Source organism: Terrihabitans aquatilis (assembly GCF_052542005.1).
The window spans coordinates 885,338-906,593 of record NZ_JBOCUO010000002.1; the positions used below are offsets into that span (position 1 = coordinate 885,338).

At 64.2% G+C, this 21,256-nt stretch carries 23 protein-coding genes; 18 read left to right on the forward strand and 5 right to left on the reverse strand.

The window, feature by feature from the left end; all coding sequences use genetic code 11:
* The first annotated feature begins 60 nt into the window (after positions 1-60).
* The 5 genes from ACQ6S1_RS10350 (at position 61) to ACQ6S1_RS10370 (ending at position 5,952) form a co-directional block, all read left to right on the forward strand.
* A complete protein-coding gene (locus ACQ6S1_RS10350) occupies positions 61-1,224 on the forward strand; it encodes an efflux RND transporter periplasmic adaptor subunit (protein WP_445041097.1) in 1,164 nt (387 codons plus the stop codon).
* A gap of 10 nt (positions 1,225-1,234) precedes the next feature.
* Positions 1,235-4,393 carry an efflux RND transporter permease subunit gene (locus ACQ6S1_RS10355; protein WP_445041098.1) on the forward strand — a complete coding sequence of 1,053 codons (3,159 nt, stop codon included), beginning with the start codon at positions 1,235-1,237 and terminating at the stop codon, positions 4,391-4,393.
* 17 nt (positions 4,394-4,410) lie between these two features.
* Positions 4,411-4,824 (forward strand): hypothetical protein, encoded by a 414-nt coding sequence (locus ACQ6S1_RS10360; protein ID WP_445041099.1) that lies wholly within the window; start codon positions 4,411-4,413, stop codon positions 4,822-4,824.
* A 47-nt stretch (positions 4,825-4,871) separates the two neighbouring features.
* A complete protein-coding gene (locus tag ACQ6S1_RS10365; RefSeq protein WP_445041100.1) occupies positions 4,872-5,375 on the forward strand; it encodes a copper chaperone PCu(A)C in 504 nt (167 codons plus the stop codon).
* An 82-nt stretch (positions 5,376-5,457) separates the two neighbouring features.
* On the forward strand, positions 5,458-5,952 hold the full coding sequence (locus ACQ6S1_RS10370) for an MmcB family DNA repair protein (protein WP_445041101.1): 495 nt from the start codon (positions 5,458-5,460) through the stop codon (positions 5,950-5,952).
* 3 nt (positions 5,953-5,955) lie between these two features.
* On the opposite strand, the gene ACQ6S1_RS10375 is transcribed toward ACQ6S1_RS10370, so the two are convergent.
* Entirely contained in the window at positions 5,956-6,510 is a 555-nt protein-coding gene (locus ACQ6S1_RS10375; RefSeq protein ID WP_445041102.1) for an ActR/PrrA/RegA family redox response regulator transcription factor, read from the reverse strand.
* 74 nt (positions 6,511-6,584) lie between these two features.
* The gene (locus ACQ6S1_RS10380) at positions 6,585-7,898 is read right to left on the reverse strand and encodes an ActS/PrrB/RegB family redox-sensitive histidine kinase (protein ID WP_445041103.1); all 1,314 of its coding nucleotides are present in this window, start codon (positions 7,896-7,898) and stop codon (positions 6,585-6,587) included.
* Positions 7,899-8,003: 105 nt separating this feature from the next.
* Between ACQ6S1_RS10380 and grpE the strand changes: the two genes are divergently transcribed.
* A complete protein-coding gene (grpE, locus tag ACQ6S1_RS10385) occupies positions 8,004-8,582 on the forward strand; it encodes a nucleotide exchange factor GrpE (RefSeq protein ID WP_445041104.1) in 579 nt (192 codons plus the stop codon).
* A 6-nt stretch (positions 8,583-8,588) separates the two neighbouring features.
* Here the strand turns inward: grpE and ACQ6S1_RS10390 are convergent, their stop codons facing one another.
* A complete protein-coding gene (locus ACQ6S1_RS10390; protein ID WP_445041105.1) occupies positions 8,589-9,224 on the reverse strand; it encodes an alpha-ketoglutarate-dependent dioxygenase AlkB in 636 nt (211 codons plus the stop codon).
* A gap of 83 nt (positions 9,225-9,307) precedes the next feature.
* On the opposite strand from ACQ6S1_RS10390, the gene ACQ6S1_RS10395 reads away from it, so the two are divergent.
* The 10 genes from ACQ6S1_RS10395 (at position 9,308) to ACQ6S1_RS10440 (ending at position 18,104) form a co-directional block, all read left to right on the forward strand.
* Entirely contained in the window at positions 9,308-9,529 is a 222-nt protein-coding gene (locus ACQ6S1_RS10395) for a hypothetical protein (protein WP_445041106.1), read from the forward strand.
* 261 nt (positions 9,530-9,790) lie between these two features.
* On the forward strand, positions 9,791-11,692 hold the full coding sequence (gene dnaK / locus ACQ6S1_RS10400) for a molecular chaperone DnaK (RefSeq protein ID WP_445041107.1): 1,902 nt from the start codon (positions 9,791-9,793) through the stop codon (positions 11,690-11,692).
* A 143-nt stretch (positions 11,693-11,835) separates the two neighbouring features.
* Complete coding sequence (dnaJ, locus tag ACQ6S1_RS10405) at positions 11,836-12,963, forward strand: molecular chaperone DnaJ (RefSeq protein WP_445041108.1); 1,128 nt, start codon at positions 11,836-11,838, stop codon at positions 12,961-12,963.
* A gap of 67 nt (positions 12,964-13,030) precedes the next feature.
* Positions 13,031-13,648 (forward strand): class I SAM-dependent methyltransferase, encoded by a 618-nt coding sequence (locus tag ACQ6S1_RS10410; RefSeq protein ID WP_445041109.1) that lies wholly within the window; start codon positions 13,031-13,033, stop codon positions 13,646-13,648.
* Between the two features lie 25 nt (positions 13,649-13,673).
* Positions 13,674-14,375, forward strand: coding sequence for an orotidine-5'-phosphate decarboxylase (gene pyrF / locus ACQ6S1_RS10415; protein WP_445041110.1), 702 nt, complete (start codon positions 13,674-13,676; stop codon positions 14,373-14,375).
* A 34-nt stretch (positions 14,376-14,409) separates the two neighbouring features.
* On the forward strand, positions 14,410-14,703 hold the full coding sequence (locus tag ACQ6S1_RS10420; protein ID WP_445041111.1) for a DUF1330 domain-containing protein: 294 nt from the start codon (positions 14,410-14,412) through the stop codon (positions 14,701-14,703).
* A 71-nt stretch (positions 14,704-14,774) separates the two neighbouring features.
* The gene (gene dapB, locus ACQ6S1_RS10425) at positions 14,775-15,578 is read left to right on the forward strand and encodes a 4-hydroxy-tetrahydrodipicolinate reductase (protein ID WP_445041265.1); all 804 of its coding nucleotides are present in this window, start codon (positions 14,775-14,777) and stop codon (positions 15,576-15,578) included.
* Between the two features lie 11 nt (positions 15,579-15,589).
* Positions 15,590-16,228, forward strand: coding sequence for a 2,3-bisphosphoglycerate-dependent phosphoglycerate mutase (locus ACQ6S1_RS10430; RefSeq protein WP_445041112.1), 639 nt, complete (start codon positions 15,590-15,592; stop codon positions 16,226-16,228).
* A 137-nt stretch (positions 16,229-16,365) separates the two neighbouring features.
* A complete protein-coding gene (gene irrA / locus ACQ6S1_RS10435; protein WP_445041266.1) occupies positions 16,366-16,818 on the forward strand; it encodes an iron response transcriptional regulator IrrA in 453 nt (150 codons plus the stop codon).
* Positions 16,819-16,916: 98 nt separating this feature from the next.
* The gene (locus ACQ6S1_RS10440; RefSeq protein ID WP_445041113.1) at positions 16,917-18,104 is read left to right on the forward strand and encodes an aminotransferase class V-fold PLP-dependent enzyme; all 1,188 of its coding nucleotides are present in this window, start codon (positions 16,917-16,919) and stop codon (positions 18,102-18,104) included.
* 15 nt (positions 18,105-18,119) lie between these two features.
* On the opposite strand, the gene ACQ6S1_RS10445 is transcribed toward ACQ6S1_RS10440, so the two are convergent.
* Positions 18,120-18,719: an SH3 domain-containing protein gene (locus ACQ6S1_RS10445; protein ID WP_445041114.1), complete on the reverse strand. Its 600-nt coding sequence runs from the start codon at positions 18,717-18,719 to the stop codon at positions 18,120-18,122.
* A 170-nt stretch (positions 18,720-18,889) separates the two neighbouring features.
* Here ACQ6S1_RS10445 and ACQ6S1_RS10450 point away from each other — a divergent pair, with 170 nt between their 5' ends.
* Positions 18,890-19,885 carry a 2-hydroxyacid dehydrogenase gene (locus ACQ6S1_RS10450; protein WP_445041115.1) on the forward strand — a complete coding sequence of 332 codons (996 nt, stop codon included), beginning with the start codon at positions 18,890-18,892 and terminating at the stop codon, positions 19,883-19,885.
* A gap of 63 nt (positions 19,886-19,948) precedes the next feature.
* Positions 19,949-20,305, forward strand: coding sequence for a hypothetical protein (locus ACQ6S1_RS10455; protein WP_445041116.1), 357 nt, complete (start codon positions 19,949-19,951; stop codon positions 20,303-20,305).
* On the opposite strand, the gene ACQ6S1_RS10460 is transcribed toward ACQ6S1_RS10455, so the two are convergent.
* Positions 20,289-21,092 (reverse strand): HesA/MoeB/ThiF family protein, encoded by an 804-nt coding sequence (locus ACQ6S1_RS10460; RefSeq protein ID WP_445041117.1) that lies wholly within the window; start codon positions 21,090-21,092, stop codon positions 20,289-20,291. The two genes, ACQ6S1_RS10455 and ACQ6S1_RS10460, sit on opposite strands and share 17 nt — an antisense overlap.
* Positions 21,093-21,256: the final 164 nt, after the last annotated feature.

Genomic DNA, 21,256 nt, shown 5'->3' on the forward strand with positions numbered 1-21,256 from the left:
TCCAACTCGTCGAACACCGATGTTCGCCGCGACCCGAGCCACCTCCCTCGAAGGCGTCTGATGCATTCCTCGTTCTTCGGCCGACTGACGGCCGCCCTGCTGATCGGTTCCCTGGCTGCAACGCCGGTCTTGGCGCAGGAAGCTCCGCCAGCGCTTCCCGTCTCGGTTTCGAAGCCGATCGCCCGCACCGTCGTCGACTGGCTGGAATTCCCCGGCCGCTTCGAAGCCGCCGCCTCCGTCGAGGTGCGGGCTCAGGTGGCGGGCGCCCTTCAATCGGTCAATTTCACCGATGGCCAGGACGTGAAGGCCGGCGATCTGCTGTTCAAGATCGATCCGCGGCTCTTTGAGGCCACCTTGCGCCAAGCGCAGGCGGCCGCCGAAGGCAACAAGACGGTGCTTGATCTTGCGACTGCTGAAGTGCGCCGTGCCCAGGAATTGCGCCAGAGCGGCAATATCGCCGAGCAGACCCTTCAGCAGCGGCAGCAGAGCTTCCTTCAGGCTCAGGCGAATTTGAACGCCAGCAATGCCGAGATCGAAAGCGCCCAGCTGAACCTCGGTTATACCGAAATCCGGGCTCCGGTCTCTGGTCGCGTCGGTCGCAAGCTGGTCACGGAAGGCAACCTCATCGCGTCGGGCAGCGGCGGCACTCTTCTGACGACGATCGTCCAGTACGATCCCATCCACTTCTATTTTGACGTGGATGAGCAGAGCTATCTTGCCTACCAGCGTCGACGCATCGCCAACCCCGAGGGTGAAGAGCAGGGCCGTCAGGTCCTCCTTGCTTTGCCGGACGAAACCGAATTCAAGCACGAGGGCCGTCTCGATTTCTTCGACAATTCGGTCGATCAGGCAACAGGCACCGTGCGCGTTCGCGCGGTTCTGCCAAACGCCAACAGCCTGATCACCCCCGGCCAATTCGGTCGCATCAAGATGGCGACGGGTGCGCCCTACGAGGCTCTGCTTCTGCCGAGCGACGCCGTCATGGCCGATCAGACCCGCAGCATCGTCATGGTGGTGACGGCCGATGGAACAGTTCAGCCGCGCCCGGTGCAATTGGGTGGATTGTTCGGCAAATTCCGCGTCATCCGCGACGGTGTCGGCGCTGAGGACCAGGTGATCGTCAACGGCCTCATGCGCGCGCGTCCCGGAGCGAAGGTCGTGCCGCAGCCGGCCGAGCTCGATGTTCCGCAGGATCTGACACGTCCTCAGGCAAACGGCGGCTGAGGCAGATACCATGCGCTTCGGGCACTTCTTCGTAGACCGGCCGATCTTCGCGTCGGTCATCTCCATCATTCTCATGGTGATCGGCATAACGGCGCTGTTCCAGCTGCCGATCGCCCAATATCCCACCATCGCACCGCCCACGGTGCGCGTTACCGCGACCTATCCCGGCGCCAGCGCCGAGACCATCGCCGAAACCGTAGCCGCGCCGATCGAACAGCAGATCAACGGCGTCGAAGGCATGATCTACATGTCCTCGCAGGCGACGGGCGACGGCGTACTGTCGATCACGGTCACCTTCGCGGTCGGCACCAACATCGACATCGCCCAGGTGCAGGTGCAGAACCGCGTCAGCGCGGCTGAGCCGAGACTGCCGGCGGAGGTCCGCCAGCTCGGCGTCAACGTCAACAAGGCGGCGTCCGACTTCCTGCTGCTGATCAACCTGTTCTCGCCGGACAAGAGCATTGATGAGCTCTATGTCTCGAACTATGCCTATCTGAACATCCGAGACGTCATTCAGCGCATCGACGGCGTGGGCGATATCCAGCTGTTCGGCTTGCGTGAACTCAGCCTGCGTGTCTGGCTCGACCCGGCGAAGCTTTCCGCGTACGGCCTTGCTGCGACGGATGTGACGGCGGCGCTTCAGGAACAGAACGTGCAGGTCTCGGGCGGCTCGCTCGGCTCGCCCCCCGGCGCCAGTTCGGCTGCGTTTCAGGTCACGGTGACGACGACCGGCCGCTTCCGCAGCCCGGATCAGTTTCAGGACGTCATCATCAAGTCCGACAATGGACGACTGATCCGGCTGAAGGACGTCGCGCGCGTCGAGTATGGCGCACGGCAATATGCGTCGAACTCCTACCTCAACAATCAATATTCCGTCGGCATCGCCGTCCAGCAGCGCCCAGGGTCCAACGCCGTCTCCGCATCGGCTTCCGTTCAGGCCGAGATGGAACGCTTGAAGGAAAGCTTCCCGCCCGGCCTTGCCTACGACATCGTATACAATCCCACTCAGTTCGTCGAAGCATCCATTGAGGCGGTGACGCATACGATCTGGGAAGCGGTGGCGCTGGTCGTTCTCGTCGTCATCATCTTCCTGCAGTCCTGGCGCGCGGCCATCATTCCCATTGCCGCGATCCCGGTATCGCTGATCGGCACCTTCGCGGTTATGAGCGCGTTCGGCTTTTCGCTGAACATGCTGACCTTGTTCGGTCTCATCCTGGCTATCGGCATCGTCGTCGACGACGCCATCGTCGTGGTCGAGAACGTCGAGCGAAACCTGGCCGAGGGCAAGACGCCGCGCGAAGCGGCCCACATCACCATGGACGAAGTGGGTGTGGCGGTTATCGCCATCGCACTCGTCCTGTCCGCGGTGTTCATTCCCACCGCGTTCATCCCGGGTATTTCAGGCCTGTTCTACCAGCAGTTCGCGCTGACCATCGCAACCGCTACCATCATTTCCGCGGTCAATTCCCTGACCTTGTCGCCGGCTCTCGCAGCGATCCTGCTCAAGCCGCACCGGCATTCCGAGAAACCTGGGCTGTTCACGCGGGCTGCCAATCTTTTCAATCGCAATTTTGACCGGTTGTCCCACGGCTATTCCCGCAGCGTCGGCTTCTCCGTGCGGCACAAGGCGCTGTTCCTCCTGCTCTACCTCGGCCTCCTCGGAGCCACATGGTGGGTGTCTGATCGCGTGCCGACGGGCTTCATTCCGGAAACGGACCAGAGCTACGCCATCGCGGTCGTGCAATTGCCGGAGGGCGCCTCCCTGGAGCGTACCGATCAGGTGGTGCACCGTGCCACCGAGATCCTGAAGGAGGTCCCTGGCGTCGCGCATGTTATCGGCATTGCCGGCTTCTCGGGAGCGACCTTCTCAGCGGCCTCGAACGCCGCGACAGGCTTCATCGTCTTCGACAGCTTCGAGAACCGTTTGGAGCATGGCCTGACCGCCGACGTCGTGATCGCAGAGGCGCAGAAGCGCCTGTTCGGTATCGAGGAAGGCTTCACCATCGTCATCAAGCCGCCGTCCGTGCAGGGCCTCGGTCAGGGCGGTGGTTTCAAGATGCAGGTGCAGGATCGGGGCAATGTGGGCATCCGCGCGCTCGAAGCCGCGGCCCAAAGCGTGGTCGGCGCAGCCGCGCAGGATCCGCGTCTGGCGGGCGTCTACACCACGTTCAACACACGCTCTCCGCAGATCTTCGTCGACGTCGATCGCGAGAAGGCGCAGATCCTCGGTGTGCCGATCGGCAATATCTTCGGCGCTCTGCAAAGCTATATTGGCTCGGCCTACGTCAACGACTTCACCGCGTTCGGGCGTTCGTTCCAGGTCAACATCCAGGCGGATGCGCCCTATCGCCTGCAGGCCTCGGATATCACCAACATCAAGGTGCGTTCGACAAGCGGCGCACTCGTGCCGCTCGGTACGCTGGTCAAGCTCGAAAGCGCGACCGGTCCCTACCTCGTGACGCGTCACAACCTCTACACGGCAGTCGGCATCAGCGGTAACGCAGCGCCGGGCGTCGCGAGCAGCGACGCGCTCACCATCATGGAAGAGATCGCTGCGAAGACCTTGCCGTCGGGCGTCAGCTTCGAATGGACGGAACTCGCCTTCCAGGAGCGCAATGCCGGCAGCTCCACGGGCATCTTCGCGCTCGCGGTGCTGTTCGTCTTCCTCCTTCTGGCCGCGCAATATGAGAGCTGGGCGCTTCCGCTGTCCATCATCCTCATCGTTCCGCTGTCGATCCTGGCGGCGCTCATCGGCGTCATCATCCGGGGGCAGGACAACAACATCCTGACCCAGGTCGGCTTCGTCGTGCTGATCGGCCTTGCCGCGAAAAACGCCATTCTCATCGTGGAGTTCGCGCGGCAGGCTGAGGACGAGGGCAAATCCCCCGTGGACGCGGCCATCGAGGCGTGCCGGCTGCGTCTGCGGCCGATCCTTATGACCTCGCTCGCCTTCACGCTGGGCGTGGTGCCGCTGGCACTGGCGACCGGCGCGGGCTCCGAACTGCGTCAGGCGCTGGGCACCGCCGTGGTGTTCGGCATGATCGGCGTGACGATCCTCGGCCTCGTCCTGACGCCGGTGTTCTATGTGACGATCCGCCTGCTGGTGAACCGGCTGCGGCCCGCCCGCAAACCGGCACGCGCGCATGGGCCGCAGAACGACGAGCTGTAGCGTCTCTTGAATGATCCATGGCGAAGGGTGAAACATTCGCCATGGATCGAACCGGCCCCCGTCAGCCATTGGCCGCGCTTTTTGCGCGGCTTTTGCTTGCCTGGGTTCTGTCGCTTCAGCCCATGGTCGCCGGCTTCGCCACGGCGCAGGCAATGGGCGCGCCGCATCTCGATGTCATCTGTCGCGGAAGCGTCGCAGAGGATTCTCGGCAGGGCGATGATGGCGGGACGGGATTGCCCGGCCATTCGATCTGTTGTCTGTCGGGGTGCGTGGCGGCAGCGGCCGGAGCCCCTCCTTCGGCTCGGGTGTTTGTCCCGGCCGAACCTTCCCTCATCGCCACGCCGCAATTCGGTGCACGGGCGGGAACTGAACTCTCGCCCGCCGGCCTCGGTCCTCAGGCTGCGCGCGCGCCGCCAGCATTCTCCCTCTGATGAGCGCGGCATAAGTCCGCAGAAAATCCACCAGTTTGGAGAATGTCATGACCTCAATTTCCCGCAGCAAGGGCTTGCTTGCCGCTGCGCTCTCTTTCGCGTTTATCCTCGCAGTACCCTTCGGTGCTTCGGCTCACGGTTTCAAGAAGGGCGATCTGGAGATCAGCCATCCCTGGTCGCGCGAGACGCCGGTCGACGCCAAGGTCGGCGTGGGCTATCTCAGCATCCGCAATTCCGGCACCAGCGACGATCGTCTGATCGCAGTCGAAACATCGGCCGCGGCCAAAGTCGAGATCCACCAATCCACCGAGGTGGACGGAGTTGCGAAGATGCGGCCGATCCCTGAGGGCGTCTCCGTGCCCGCCGGTGGAAGCGTTGTCCTCGAACCGGGCGGCTATCACCTCATGCTGATGGGCCTGAAGGAGGGCCTGGCTCAGGGAACGGACGTGCCGGCGGTTCTGGTCTTCGAGAAGGCCGGTCGTATGGACGTCGAATTCGCCGTCGAGGATGTCGGCTATCGCGCCGGCAAAAACGCGCACGGCGCCCACTGAATGTGGGCGGGAGCCGGGCCCATTTCCGGCTCCCGCTCAGAAATCTCTTGCGCACCGGGATCGGCCGGCGTCTTGTGCGCTGATGGAACAAAACGTGATCCTGTCGGCCTTTGCTCCCGAGCGGCGGTTGCGGCCGGATGGCCGGCAATCCCTCGCGGCGAGCGATATCGCGCGCGGCACGATGCGCCTGATGCGCTCGCTGGGTCTCGCCTGCGTGCCGGAAGTCCCGCTTGCTTCAGGCCGCCGTGCGGACCTCGTGGCCTTCTGCCCGAAAGGGCGGATCTGGATTGTCGAGATAAAGTCCTGCCTGGCGGACTTCCATTCCGATCGGAAATGGCAGGACTATCGCGCGCATTGCGACCGGCTCTATTTCGCCGTCGATTGCCGGTTTCCTGCGGACGTGCTGCCGGAAGACGCTGGTCTCATCCTCGCCGACCGGTATGAGGGGCAGGTCGTCCGCGAGGCGCAGGAGCATCCCGTGCCGGCCGCCACACGCCGCCAACTCGCTCTTCATCTCGCCCACACCACAGCCCTGCGGCTGCATCGCCTGTGCGACCCGGAGGTCGTTGACGTCTGAACCTCAGCGCGGAGCGCGCTTGGCGAGGATGCGTTGCAGGGTACGACGGTGCATGTTCAGGCGACGAGCAGTCTCGGAGACGTTACGCCCGCACAATTCATAGACACGCTGGATGTGTTCCCAGCGCACCCGGTCGGCGGACATCGGGTTCTCGGGCGGTGTCGGCTTGTGGTCCGGCAGCGCCATCAGGGCCGCATGGATCTCGTCGGCATCGGCCGGTTTCGCCAGATAATCGATGGCGCCCAGCTTCACCGCCGTCACGGCCGTCGCGATATTGCCGTATCCCGTCAGCACGATGCCGCGCGCGTCGGGCCGCCGCTGCTTGAGAGCGGAGATCACGTCGAGCCCGTTGCCGTCGCCCAGCCGCATGTCCACCACGGCATATCCAGGGCAGTGCTGTTCCACCTGCTGCAAGCCGTCGCGTACACTTTCCGCCACGGCCACATTGTATCCGCGGCTTTCCATCGCCCGAGCCAGCCTTTGTACAAAGGCCTTGTCGTCATCAACAATGAGAAGCGACAGATTGCCGGGTGAAGCGGCGCTTTCCTCGACCATCATTCTATCTACACCTTCACGTCACAATCGCACATCTATTGTGCAAAGTGACGCAGACACAAGGGCGAAGAGCTCAATTACGTCTTTATGATCTGTTTGGAGCCCCGCTCGAACGCGAAGCGAGGCCAGACGATGCGCACGATGGCCCCCTGTGCGCCGTTCTCGAAACCCATCGAAGCGCCGGATCGTTCGAGCAGCGTCTTGGCAATGAAGACGCCGAGGCCGAGGCCGGGCCGTTCCATGTCGGTCTCGGGGCGGCGGCTGCGTGTGGTCAGATAGGGCTCGCCGAGACGCGCCAAGACCTCGGGTGAGAAGCCGGGCCCGTCGTCGGTGATTGTGATCGACACATTGTCCGCGTTCCAGCCGCAATCAATCCAGACCCGGCTTTGGGCGAAGTCGACGGCGTTCTCGACAAGATTTCCGAGGCCGTAAAGCACACCGGGGTTTCGCCGGCCCACGGGTTCGTCGTCCCCCCGGGCCGAATTGATCGCGATCTCCACGCCGAATTCGCGATGCGGCGCCACCACGTCCTCGATCAGATGGCGGATGCTCATATGCTCGTGGGGCGCCTCGTCCTCATGAAGCGACGTCAGCTTCTGCAGAATGTCGCGGCAGCGGTCGACCTGCTCGCGCAGCAGGATCACGTCCTCGCGATAGGGGCCATCCGCGGGCATGGCCCGTTCGAGTTCGCGGGCGACGAGGCGGATCGTGGCAAGGGGCGTTCCCAGTTCGTGGGCTGCTGCTGCCGCCAGCCCGTCGAGCGCCGAGACATGCTGCTCGCGCGCCAGCACCAGTTCGGTCGCCGCCAGCGCCTCCGACAATTGCCGGCCTTCTTCTGCCACACGCCACGCATAGGCGCTGATGAAAACGAGGGCGAGCCCCAGCGCCACCCACACGCCGGCAACATAGAGCGGCGGCAGCCCTGGCGCGCCGTTTGGCAGGGGAAGCGGCAGGTGGAAGAAGGCCAGCAGGCTCGAGCAGACGAAGGCCAGCAGGCCCAGAAGCGTGGTCAGCGCGGGCGGCAGATTGGTGGCTGAGATCAGCACCGGCGCGAGGAACAGCACCGAGAACGGGTTCTCCAGGCCGCCGGTCATCGCCAGAAGCGCTGCGAGCTGCAGGATGTCGAATCCCAGCAGCAGGACCGCCCGCCGGTGATCGAGCCGCTGCGTCACGGGATAGATCAGCCGCAGAGCGGTGTTCAGCACCGCCGACAGGCCGATGACGACGAGGCAGGGAACGAGTGGCAGTCGGACGCCGAAGCCTGCGAACACGATAAAGATCGCGATCGTCTGGCCCGCAATGGCAAGCCAGCGCAGCTTCACCAGCGTGTCGAGGCGCAGACGTCCGGAGCTGGAGGAGAAGGTGCGCGGCTGGGTCAATTCGCGTGGCATCCGCCTTCATAGCCTGCCAGGACCGGCGGGCAACCCGCAGAAAGCGCGGCCGCGTCCAAAATGCGGCTTGATTTTCAGCGCCGGCTTTCTGATATCCGGCACGCCATGACCAGCGACACAAACGATATCGACAAGCCCGAAATCCCCGCGACCGAGAGCGAGGCCGCTGACGCGGCGCCGCAGCCGGCGGAGGATATCGCCAGGCTTGAAGCCGAGAACTCCGAGCTGAAGGACCGTATGCTCCGCACGCTCGCCGAGATGGAAAATCTCCGCAAGCGCACGGAAAAGGAGATTTCCGACGCCCGCGCGTATGCGGTGACCGCGTTCGCGCGCGATCTCGTCTCGGTGGTCGACAATCTGGATCGCGCCCTCTCCGCCGTTCCGGACGAAGCCGACAACGCCGCGCTCAAATCCCTCGCCGAAGGCGTCGAGCTGACAGGGCGGGAATTTGCCTCGGTTCTCACCAAGCACGGCGTGGTCCGGGTCGAACCCCAGCCCGGCGAGAAGTTCGATCCCAACCTTCACCAGGCGATGTTCGAGGTGCCCGATCCGGCACAGCCGTCCGGCAGCGTCGTCCAGGTCGTGCAGGCCGGCTTCACCCTGTCCGGGCGCCTCCTGCGGCCGGCCATGGTGGGCGTCTCCAAGGGCGCACCGAAGCCCGCTCCTGAGCCTTCCGAGGGCTGATCTCTCCTAGGAAGACACCTCTTTCGGCCGCGTCACGCGCCGCAGCGTCAGGTTGATTCGGCCGGGCGCGGGCAGAAGGCTCGACGATCCGGCAATCACGCGGTCGATGCCGTGGAAGGCAAGCCGTGCCTCTCCACCCAGGATGAACACGTCGCCGCTTTCGAGCCGCACGGAGCGCGTCGCGGAGCGTCGATCCGTGCCGCCGATCCTGAACACAGCGCTGTCTCCCAGCGAGAGCGACAGGACCGGTGCGGCGAAATCCTCCTCGTCACGGTCCTGGTGCAGGCCCATGCGCGCGCCCGGCTCGTACCAATTGACGAGGCAGGCCTGCGGCGGGTGTGGATAGCCGGAAAGTTCTTTCCACGCCTTGAGCAAAAGCTCGGGCAAGGCAGGCCAGGGCCGGCCTGTGTCGGGATGCGCCGCTTGGTAGCGATAGCCCGTCTCGTCCGACACCCAGCCCAACGGGCCGAGATTGCTCATCCGCACCGAGAAAGGTTTGCCCGTACGCGGCATCCGGGGCTGGAACAAGGGTGCATCGCCGAGGGCCTGCCGCAGAATATCGGCCAGTTTTTCCTGGCTTGGCCTGTCCAGATAGCCCGGCAGATGGACGGCTCCCGGAAAAACCGTGATGCGAGAAGACATTGCTGCGGACTTTCCCCAACTTGCGATGCAGCCTAGATTACTCTTTGTGGGAAGGGCACGCATCGATGCCCGAAGGGAATGCCATGAGCCATTATCTGATGAAGAACCTGCAGGTCGATCTTGTCGACAACACGGCATCGGTCTGCATCGCATGCGATACGGGCAAGGGACCGAGCGTCCTCAACATGAAGTTTCCGCTCCAGATCAGCGGGTCGCATTCCGAGATCGAGCTGAAGGAGCACGCGCGCGCCAAGGTCCGTCTCATCCTGACCCGCGTGCTCGAAAGCATCGAAGAAGACGCCTGAACGACGACGTCGGGCACATCCGCCGGTCGCGTGCGCGCCGGCGGTCTCCGTCGCGTGTTTGCGCCCGGCGCGCACATTTCGCCGAGCGCATTTTGCGTCTTGCGCGCCAAAACCTCCTCACTATATGACCGCCATCACCACGCGTCAGGCGTGGAATTCCTAAGGGGACCGGCCGCCCGTTCATGGAGCGGGACGGCCCTCGGAAAACGGGCTGCTTCGGGGCCCGCTCGGTTTCGCTGCAAAGAAGGGAAGTTTGAGAAAATGGCGAAGGTCATCGGAATCGACCTCGGAACAACGAATTCCTGCGTCGCTGTCATGGACGGCTCGACGCCCAAAGTCATCGAGAACGCCGAGGGCGCGCGCACCACGCCGTCGATCGTTGCCTTTACCGACGATGGCGAGCGCCTCGTCGGCCAGCCGGCCAAGCGCCAGGCGGTAACGAATCCGGCCCGCACCATCTTCGCCGTGAAGCGTCTCATCGGCCGCCGTTTCGACGATGCCGAGGTCGTCAAGGCCAAGGGCCTGTCGCCGTTCCCCATCGTGCGTGGCGACAATGGCGATGCCTGGGTCGAGGTTGACGGCAAGAAATATTCGCCGGCTCAGGTTTCCGCCTTCACCCTGCAAAAAATGAAGGAAACGGCGGAATCCCATCTCGGCCAGCCGGTCACGCAGGCGGTCATCACGGTTCCGGCCTATTTCAACGACGCCCAGCGTCAGGCCACCAAGGATGCCGGCAAGATCGCGGGCCTTGAGGTCCTGCGCATCATCAACGAGCCGACGGCCGCTGCTCTCGCCTATGGCCTCGACAAGAAGAACAACGGCGTCATCGCGGTCTACGATCTCGGCGGCGGCACGTTCGACGTGTCGATCCTCGAAATCGGCGATGGTGTGTTCGAGGTGAAGTCGACGAACGGCGACACCTTCCTCGGCGGCGAAGACTTCGACAACCGTCTCGTGAGCTATCTCGCGGACGAGTTCAAGAAGGAGCAGGGCATCGACCTGCGCAGCGACAAGCTCGCCCTTCAGCGCCTGAAGGAGGCGGCCGAAAAGGCCAAGATCGAGCTGTCGTCCGCCCAGCAGACCGAGATCAATCTGCCCTTCATCACGGCCGATGCCTCGGGTCCGAAGCATCTCACGCTGAAGCTGACGCGCGCCAAGTTCGAGGCTCTGGTTGACGATCTCGTCCAGCGCACGATCGAGCCGTGCCGCAAGGCGCTCAAGGATGCCGGCCTGTCGGCGTCCGATGTCGATGAAGTGGTCCTGGTCGGCGGCATGATCCGTATGCCGAAGGTCCAGGAAGTCGTGAAGCAGTTCTTCGGCAAGGAGCCCCACAAGGGCGTCAATCCGGACGAGGTCGTGGCCATTGGCGCGGCGGTCCAGGCGGGCGTGCTGCAGGGTGACGTCAAGGACGTGCTGCTCCTCGACGTGACGCCGCTGTCGCTTGGCATCGAGACTTTGGGTGGCGTGTTCACCCGTCTGATCGATCGCAACACCACCATCCCGACCAAGAAGTCGCAGACCTTCTCGACCGCTGAGGACAACCAGAACGCCGTGACGATCCGGGTGTTCCAGGGCGAGCGCGAGATGGCGGCCGACAACAAGGTCCTCGGTCAGTTCGATCTCGTCGGTATCCCGCCGGCGCCGCGCGGCATGCCGCAGATCGAGGTCACGTTCGACATCGACGCCAACGGCATCGTCAACGTGTCGGCCAAGGACAAGGGCACGGGCAAGGAGCAGCAGATCCGCATCCAGGCCTCGGGCGGACTGTCTGATGCCGACATCGAGAAGATGGTGAAGGACGCCGAGGCCAATGCCGAAGCCGACAAGAAGCGCCGTCAGCTCGTCGAAGCACGCAACCAGGGCGAAAGCCTGATCCATTCGACCGAGAAGTCGATTGCCGATCTTGGTGATAAGGCCCCCGCCGGCGACAAGGCTGCGGTGGAAGCCGCCATCTCGGAGCTGCGTGAGGTTCTCGGCACCGAGGATGTCGAAGGCATCCAGGCCAAGACCGCGACTCTCGCTCAGGCGGCCATGAAGATCGGTGAAGCCGTCTACAATCAGAGCTCCGAAGGTGGCGAGGGCGCCTCGTCGGAGAGCAAGACCGATGAAGACGTGGTTGACGCCGACTTCGAGGAAGTCAACGACGACAAGAAGTCGGCCTGATCGGCTTCGGAGGCACGATGAGCCCCTTCCCCGAAAAGCGTCCCCTGGGATGTTTGAAGGGGCTCCTTTTTTCGGCCCCGTCTGGCGAGCGTGTTCGCACGCTCCCCGCCGGGGCCTTCTCTTTATCCGGTGACGTTTAGGCTATGGCGACACGCTGCTTCTACGAAACACTCGGCGTCACACGCACGGCCAAGGACGGCGAGCTGAAATCGGCGTTCCGCAAGCTGGCGATGGAATGCCATCCCGACCGCAACCCCGGCGACCCTGCGGCCGAGGCGCGATTCAAGGAAATCAACGCGGCGTATGAGGCGTTGAAGGATCCGCAGAAGCGGGCGGCTTACGACCGCTTCGGCCATTCCGCCTTCGAGAACGGTGGCGGAGGCGGCCCGGGCTTCGGCGGTGCGGGCTTCTCGTCCATGTCCGACATCTTCGAGAGCATGTTCGGCGACATGATGGGCGGCGGGCGTGGCCGTCAGTCGTCCGGCCGCGAGCGCGGCTCCGATCTGCGCTACAACATGGAAATCTCGCTGGAGGATGCCTATCAGGGCAAGACAGCGCAGATCCGCATTCCGACTCCTGTGACCTGCGAAGCTTGCGGCGGTTCCGGCGCCAAGGCCAGCTCGAAGCCGCGCGCCTGCCCCACCTGCGGCGGCTCCGGCCGGGTGCGCGCCACGCAGGGCCTGTTCCTCATGGAGCACACCTGCCCCAATTGCCACGGCCGGGGCGAGGTGATCGACGATCCGTGCGAGAGCTGCCACGGCGCGGGTCGTGTCACGCGCGAGCGCACTCTCCAGGTCAATGTTCCGCCGGGCGTGGAGGAGGGTACCCGCATCCGCCTGTCCGGAGAGGGCGAGGCCGGTCTTCGCGGTGGCCCGGCCGGAGATCTCTATATTTTCCTGTCGCTGCAGCCCCATCCCTTTTTCGAGCGTGAGGGCGCGGACCTGTATTGCCGCGTTCCGGTAGCCATGGCCGACGCGGCGCTGGGCGGTGAAGTGGAAGTTCCCACCATCGACGGCGGCAGCACCAAGCTCAAGATCGGCGAGGGCACCCAGTCCGGAAAGCAGTTCCGGTTGAAAGGCAAGGGAATGCCCGTCTTGCGCTCTCGCGAATTGGGCGATCTTTATATACAAATTGACGTGGAGATTCCAAAGAACCTCACGAAGCGTCAGCGCGAATTGCTGGAAGAGTTCCGGGGCGCCTCATCGAAGGTCAACCATCCGGAATCCGACGGCTTCTTTGCCCGCGTGAAGGATCTGTTCGGAAGCGCCTGATTAAGAATGACACGGCGGACCGCTCTCAGGATCGCCCTGCCGAACGACATGCGAGTGCACACGATCGATGGTTCAGTCCGCCCCACTAGTTCCCGGACGACGTAAGAAGCCGAACCTCGGTGACGAGGCGCGCTTCATCCGGTCCTGGATCGAAAAGCCGTTGATCATCGGATCGGTCACTCCGTCCGGCCGCGCTCTGGCCCGCATGATGGCCCGGCCGATGGATCCGGCTCTCCCAGGGCCCATTCTCGAACTGGGTCCGGGCACGGGGCCGGTCACCCAGGCGCTGATCGAGCGCGGCGTTCCGGAGGAGCGTCTCGTTCTTGTCGAATACAATGTGGCCTTCGTCGCTCTGCTGCGCGAGCGCTTTCCGAAGGCGACGGTCATTCAGGGCGATGCCTATGACGTCCGCAACGTCCTGGCTGGAATTGTCGATGAACCTCTGGCCGGCGTGGTGTCCAGCCTGCCGCTCCTGACCAAGCCGGTGCCCTACCGCGCTCGTCTCCTCGAAGAATGCCTCAGCCTGACGGTTCCCGGGGCGCCCTTCAGCCAGTTCACCTATATGGTCGCGCCGCCCGTTCCGCTCTTCGCCGCTCCCAATGTCACGGCGCGCGGCAGCCGGGTCATCTGGCGCAACATTCCCCCGGCACGCGTGTGGACCTATCGCCGCTCCGCCGATTCCTGACCTGCCTTTACGATATGAGATGGATATGAGCGCGCCGCACAATGCCCGCGACCGGCTGATCGTGGCGCTCGACACGGATCTGGCCCATGCCAAGGCGGCCGTCGAAGCCCTCGGCGAAAGCGTCACGTTCTACAAGATCGGCTATGAGCTTGGCTTCATGGGCGGTCTGGACCTGGCCGAGCGTCTGGTCGGGGCTGGAAAGAAGGTCTTTCTCGACTTCAAGCTCCACGACATCGGCAATACGGTGGAGCGCGGCATTGCAAGCCTCGTCGGCATCGGCGCGACCTTCGTCACGGTCCACGCTTATCCGCAGACCATGCGCGCGGCGGTCGAGGGACGGGGCGACAGTCCGCTCCAGCTCCTCGCCGTCACGGCACTGACGTCCTACGACGATCACGACGCGGCGGAAGCCGGCTATGCCTTCGCCGTGCGCGACCTCGTGCGCGTGCGGGCCGAGCAGGCCCGTGTCATCGGCATCGACGGCATCGTCTGTTCGGCGGCCGAAACCGACCTCGTGCGCCATGTGGCGGGGCCGGCGATGCACATCGTCACACCGGGCATCCGTCCCGCCGGCAGCGCACGTGGCGATCAGAAGCGCACGCTCACCCCGGCCGAGGCCATTCATGCCGGCGTCGATTATCTCGTCGTCGGCCGCCCCATCATGGAAGCGGCGAATCCCCGGTCGTCGGCGGAAGCCATCGTGGCGGAGATCGAATCAGCGCTATAGAACCGGGTAATCGCGTTTGCAGAGGGAGGAAGCCATGGCCAAGGGATATTGGATCGGCCGAGTCAGCGTCAGCGATGCGGAAGGCTACAAGCAATATGCGGCGCAGGGCCCGGCGGTGGTTGCCAAATTCGGCGGCAAATACCTCGCTCGCGGCGGCACGTTCGAAGCGGTGCAGGGTGAAGCGCGCGATCGCAACGTGATCATCGAGTTCCCGAGCTTCCAGGCCGCGCTGGATTGCTGGAATTCGCCGGAATATCAGGCGGCGAAGGCCCATCGCGATGGTCGCTGCGAAGCGGAATTCGTCGTCGTCGAGGGGCTTGAGGGCTGATCCTTCACGCTCTGGCAACAACGCCCTAATAAGGGGCACAGACGGATGCGGAAGGCAGGGCAATGAGCGATATGCGTCTGATCGTCGTGGGTGCTGCGGGCCGCATGGGTCGCTCGCTGATCCAGGCGGTCCATGAAGCCGAGGGCTGCGTGCTGGCCGGCGCCATCGAGCGTCCCGGCAGCGCGGCTCTGGGCCAGGATGCGGGCCTGCTCGCAGGCGTGCCGGAGGCGGGCATTGCCGTCACCGATGATGCCCTGCCGCTCTTCGCCTCGGCTGATGGCGTGCTCGATTTCACCTCGCCTGCGGCCACGCTGGAATTTGCCGGCCTCGCCGCGCAGGCGCGCATCGTCCACGTCATCGGCACCACGGGCATGAGCGAAGACGACATCGCCCGCGTGGATGCGGCGGCCCGTCATGCCATAGTCGTGCGTTCCGGTAATATGAGCCTCGGCGTCAACTTGCTGGCGGCCCTTGTGCGGAAGGCTGCGGCGGCGCTGCCGGACTTCGACATCGAGATTCTCGAAATGCACCATCGCCACAAGGTAGACGCCCCTTCGGGAACCGCGCTCCTGCTCGGCGAGGCGGCGGCGGAAGGTCGCGATGTCGTCCTGTCCGAGGCCTCGGTGCGCAGCCGCGACGGCCACACCGGTCCGCGGCCTGAGGGAACCATCGGCTTTGCGACCCTGCGCGGCGGCTCCGTCATCGGCGAGCATTCCGTTATACTGGCGGGCGAGGGGGAGCGTATCTCCCTGTCCCATGCCGCCGGCGATCGTGCCATCTTTGCGCGCGGCGCCGTTCGTGCCGCGCTGTGGGGGCGTGGTAAATCTCCCGGCCATTACACGATGGCCGATGTTCTCGGTCTTGCTGATCTTTGAGGTGAATATCCATGGAGCGCACCCTCGTCCTCGTCCGGCACGGCCAGAGCGAATGGAACCTGAAGAACCTCTTCACCGGCTGGCGGGATGTGAACCTGACGGAACGGGGCGTTCATGAAGCGCAGGAAGCCGGTCGCAAGCTCAAGGCCGCCGGCCTCGAATTCGACATGGCCTTCACTTCGACGCTGATCCGGGCCTATCGCACGCTGGATCTCATTCTGGGTGAAATCGGCCAGCATGATCTGCCGGTCATCAAGGATCGTGCCTTGAACGAGCGCGATTACGGCGATCTCGTCGGCCTCAACAAGGATGATGCGGCCGCGCGGTTCGGCATCAACCAGGTCCACACCTGGCGTCGCTCCTATGCCGTGGCCCCTCCCGGCGGCGAAAGCCTGCGCGACACGCTGGCCCGTGCGCTGACCTATTATGTGCAGAACATCCTGCCCGAGGTTCTCAGCGGCAAGCGCGTCATCGTCTCGGCGCATGGCAATTCGCTGCGGGCTCTGATTATGGTGCTGGAGAATCACGATCCGGACACCATCGTCGAGCGCCAGCTGCAGACGGGCGCCCCTCTTGTCTACCATTTGGGGGCAGACGCCCGCGTCATCGAGTGGGAGGATCTCGGCGGCGTAAAGCCTGCAGCCAGCTAAGGGTTGCGGGAACCATCATCTTTTTGATATTGTGACAAATGAGGACTGCCCGCGGGGGCGATCGTCCTAACTTCGCCACTGACGGAATGGGATTGATGGCCGAAAAGACGGCACTTGCCGGTGCGACTTCTCCTGCAATGCAGCCTTTGGATTGCGGCCTTCGGCCGAGCGCTTGCGTGGCGCGTGATGTGGGCGGGCTTCTGCGCAGCGTCAGCCTGCGTCCGACGCGTCAGCGCATCGCGCTGGGCCGCCTGCTGTATGCCAAGGGCGACCGTCATGTGACGGCGGAAATCCTGCATGAAGAGGCCATGCGCGCGCGCGTGCCGGTCTCGCTCGCAACCGTTTACAACACGCTTCATCAATTCACCGAAGCGGGCCTCCTGCGCGAGGTCGCGGTCGATGGTGCGAAGACCTATTTCGACACCAACGTGTCCGACCACCACCATTTCCTGGTGGAGGGCGAGAATCAGCTGATGGACATTCCCGGCGCTCATATTATGCTCGATGGCCTGCCAGAGGCGCCTGAAGGCATGGAAATCGCCCGTGTCGACGTCGTGGTCCGCCTGCGCCGCAAGGGCCGCAACAGCTGATCGCGTCGCATCTCCGACATGATCAAGGGTCCTTCGGGGCCCTTTTTCTTTGCCTGTTTTCATTTGGCGGGTCTGCCACGGCCTGACAGGATACGGGCATGCATCAGCACACCAGCCCATCCCTCGATATCGCGGCGCTCCGTGCCCAAACGCTCGGCACCGCCAACGCGGTCTATCTGAACAACGCTTCCTCATCCTTGATGCCGCGCAATGTCGTCGATGCGATCACTGACCATGCGCGCTCCGAAGCCGAGCTCGGCGTCCAGCGTGCGGCGGCCCGGGTTGAGGATCGTCTCGCCGCAGGCATCAAGGACGCCGCCACGCTCTTCGGCTGCGCGCCTGCCGACGTCGTTTTCACCACCAGCAACACGCAGGGCTGGCATTCAGCTTTGGCCGCCATCCGCCTTGGCCCGGGTGACGTCATTCTCACCGGCAATTCGGAATGGGGCGGCAATTACGCGGCGCTTCTCCATCTGGCGGCGCGCACGGGCAGCCATGTCGAAACAATACCGAACGATCCGCAAGGCACGGTCTCCCTTGAGGCGCTGGCCGCCCGGATGGATGAACGGGTCAAGCTCATCGCCATCACGTGGGTCGCCTCGGGCAATGGTGCGGTGCAGCCGGCGGCCGGCATCGGCCGCATCGCGCGGGAGGCGGGCATCCCCTTCCTGCTCGATGGCGCGCAGGGCGTTGGGCAGCTCCCCGCCGAGGTGGCCGATCTGGGCTGTGACGTCCTCACGGTACCGGGCCGCAAATGGCTGCGCGGTCCTCAGGGCAGCGGGCTGCTCTATGTCCGGGCGTCGTTCGCCGACCGGCATCCGCCATTGCTCGTCGATTATTTCTCGGCCAGGCTCGCGGAAAAGGGCCCGGTTCCGCGCGAGGGCGCAGCCGGTTTCGAGCGCGCCGGCCTGTCGACGGCCGTGCGGCTCGGCTTATGCACGGCCCTGCGTGAGCATGTGTCGGCTGGGCCGGCCTGTATTCACGAGCGCATCCAGACCTTGGGCAAACGTCTCCGCATGGGCCTTGGCGCACTGCCGAATATCAGTGTTCGGGATACCGGCATCCAACAGGCGGGATTGGTTACCTTCACGCATGCCGCCCGCCCGTCGATTGAGGTGTGCGAAGCCCTCGCGCGACAGGGCATCGTGGTAACCACGATCGGCGCCTTCTACACGCCCGTCGATTTCGCGGCGCGTGGCCTCTCGGAGGTGGTGCGCGTCTCACCCCATGTCTTCAACACGGAAGACGAGATCGACCGCCTCCTGGAGGCCGTGTCCCGCTGTTGAGATGAAGCCCGCCGGCTAGTCGAACTTCTCGCCGGGATAGGCGCCCCACAATTGCTCCTGCTGCATGAAGCCCTGGAAGCCATCGCCGGAAACGCGGCACCATGTACCGTCGCATTGCTCGACATTGGCCAGGACCTTCGGCTGCAGCCGGGCCACCACGGCGGCCTCCGCGTTCTTCTGGCGGTAGAGCGACAGGCTCTTTTCCTGCGACCACGGTGCCACCAGCGCGGTGCGGCGGCCGGACAGCAGGCTGTGGAACACCCAGCCTTCGCCGCCGTCGGAATCGCGGATACGCCGCCAATTGTCCCATTCAGCCGTGATCTCGACCGGCAGGCCCGCCCGTGTGAACACCCATTGCACTTCGTGGTCGTTCGCCGGACCGCGGCGCACATTCACCTTGTCGGATTTCAGGCTGACGAAGCGCGGAATGGGCAGGCCGCTGACGGCGCCCACGGCGATGGCTCCCGCAGGGCCGATCCGGCTCGAATCCTCGTCCTTCTGCTGTGCCTGGGCCTGGCTGGCGGTTCCCTTGGGAGCATCGTCGAGAAGAAGCGTGCCGCCGGCAATGACAGCTGCCACAATTCCCAGAAGACTAAGCCGCAATGAAGTTCTCATGGCCAAAGCTCGACCGATCATCCTGTTTCCTGCTAACGGGGGTCGTTGCGGTCGTTGTGAATATGGCGCGGAGCTCCATTCTTCCGGGACCGATCGTGACCGCTGTCAGATCGTGAAACTAACCATGTCGCCGTTGACGAAGTCCTAACCAAACGAACACCGGACCGCCCATGAGCTCCAGTCCCCTGATCGTCGTCACCCGGAAATTGCCGGACCCGGTCGAGGCCCGCATGCGCCAGCTTTTCGACGTGCGCCTGAACGAGACCGACCGCCCGATGTCCCGGGAAGAGCTGCGCGAGGCCATGGCCTCCGCCCAGGTTCTGGTGCCGACGGTCGTCGACAGGATCGATGCCGAGCTGATCGAGGGCGCCGGTGAGAACCTCAAGCTCATCGCCAATTTCGGCAACGGAGTGGACCACATCGATGTGGTGGCTGCGGTGCAGCGCGGCATCACGGTCACCAACACGCCGGGCGTTCTCACCGAGGACACGGCCGACATGACAATGGCGATGATCCTCGCCGCTCCACGCCGGTTCGCCGAGGGTGTCCGCATCATTCCGGACGGCGTGGAATGGAAAGGATGGTCCCCCACTTGGATGCTGGGGCGCCGTCTTGCCGGCAAGCAGCTCGGCATTCTCGGCATGGGGCGCATCGGCCAGGCGGTCGCACGGCGTGCCCGTGCCTTCGGCCTCGAAGTCCATTATTACAACCGCAAGCCGGTGGCCGCGCGGATCGAGCAGGCCATCGGCGCCGTCTACTGGGAAAGCCTCGACCAGATGCTCGCCCGGGTCGACATCCTGTCGATCCATTGTCCGCACACGCCCGCCACCTACCATCTGTTGTCAGGTCGGCGTCTCAGGCTGATGAAGCCCGATGCCTATCTTGTGAACACCGCGCGCGGCGAGATCATCGATGAGGATGTGCTGATCGATCTTTTGGAGCGGGGCCGCCTCGCCGGTGCCGCGCTCGACGTGTTCGAGGGCGAGCCCCACATCGATCCGCGCTGGGTGGATCTCGCGCGGCGGGGGCGCGTGCTGCTGATGCCGCATATGGGCTCGGCCACCATGGAGAGCCGCATCGACATGGGCGAGAAGGTGATCGTCAACATCCGCACCTTCCTCGACAATCATCGTCCACCGGATCGCGTGCTGCCAAGCATGCTGTAATTTCTGTTCACTTTATGTTCCATATAGGGTACATGACTCATCGCTTTTCCGATGGGGATTTCCATGATTGCCCGATCAATATTCCTGGCGTCCGTTCTGGTCGCCTGTGCCGCTCCAGCTTTTGCGGCGGAGCTCGTGCAGCCGTCCGATCTCGAGCGCACACTGTTCGACAGCACGCCCATCACTTCGACGGATCATCGCGGCCGCACCTCGGAACTGATGTTCGCGCCCGGCGGCAAGCTCACCCGCAAGACGGCCGCCGGTCAGGCAAGCGAAGGCAATTGGCGCCTGTCCGAAACCGGCTTCTGCATGAAGCTCGGCGATGCAAAGCGCGAGAGCTGCTATCTCGTATTGCGCGGCGGCAAAGGCGTGATGAAGGCCGTGAAGATTTCGGCCCAGCCCTTCACCTGGACTCACTGACGGCATCGACGGCGGCCGGTGCGCCGTTGAGCGGATTTTCGGGGTCCCATCCATAGGTGAGGGCCTCGATCCGCCAGGATCGGGCATCCACCATCAGCAGGCGGCCGGTCAGGTCATCGCCGAAGCCGACGATCTGCCGGATGGCTTCCAGAGCCATCATCGATCCGATCATGCCGGCCAACGCGCCCAGAACACCGGCTTCCTCGCAGGCGGGGATCGTTCCGTCCGGCGGCGGTTCCGGAAACAAGCAGCGATAGGTCGGGTTCGGCGTGCCGTCCTCCCCCTTCAAATAAGGGCGCAGGGTGGTCAGCGCGCCGTCCATCGTGCCGAGCCAGCCCATGACAAGCGGCCGTTTCGCGCGAAACGCGGCATCGGACGCCAGATAACGGGTGCGGAAATTGTCGGACCCGTCGAGCACGAGGTCGTAGCGGCCGATCAGATCCCCGGCATTCTCCTCGGTCAGCCGAAACGCGTGAGATTCGATTTTCACATGCGGATTGATGCGGCCAAGCGCGTCCGTCGCGCTGTCCACTTTCGGCCGAGCCACATCGTCGGTTCCATGCAGGATCTGGCGTTGCAGGTTCGACAGCGACACCTCGTCGTCATCGACGATGCCGAGCGTGCCCACGCCCGCCGCGGCCAGATAGAGCAGTGCAGGGCTGCCAAGCCCGCCGGCTCCGATCGACAGAACCCGCGCCGACTGGAGTCGGTTCTGTCCCGGCCCACCCACTTCGCGCAGAAGGATGTGGCGGGAATAGCGTTCGAGTTCGTCGGGGCTGAGCGGCATGATGCCTCCAATATCGGCGCAGGCCCCTCATATCAGGTCTTCGGCCATCCCTGCCAAGCGCACTGGGCTTTCCGGATGGCATGCGTCGAAAACCGGTCTTGCGCCCAGCCCGCACCTGACTAAGGTGCGCGCGACTTCACTCCCTCGCTTCCAACGGAATGCCC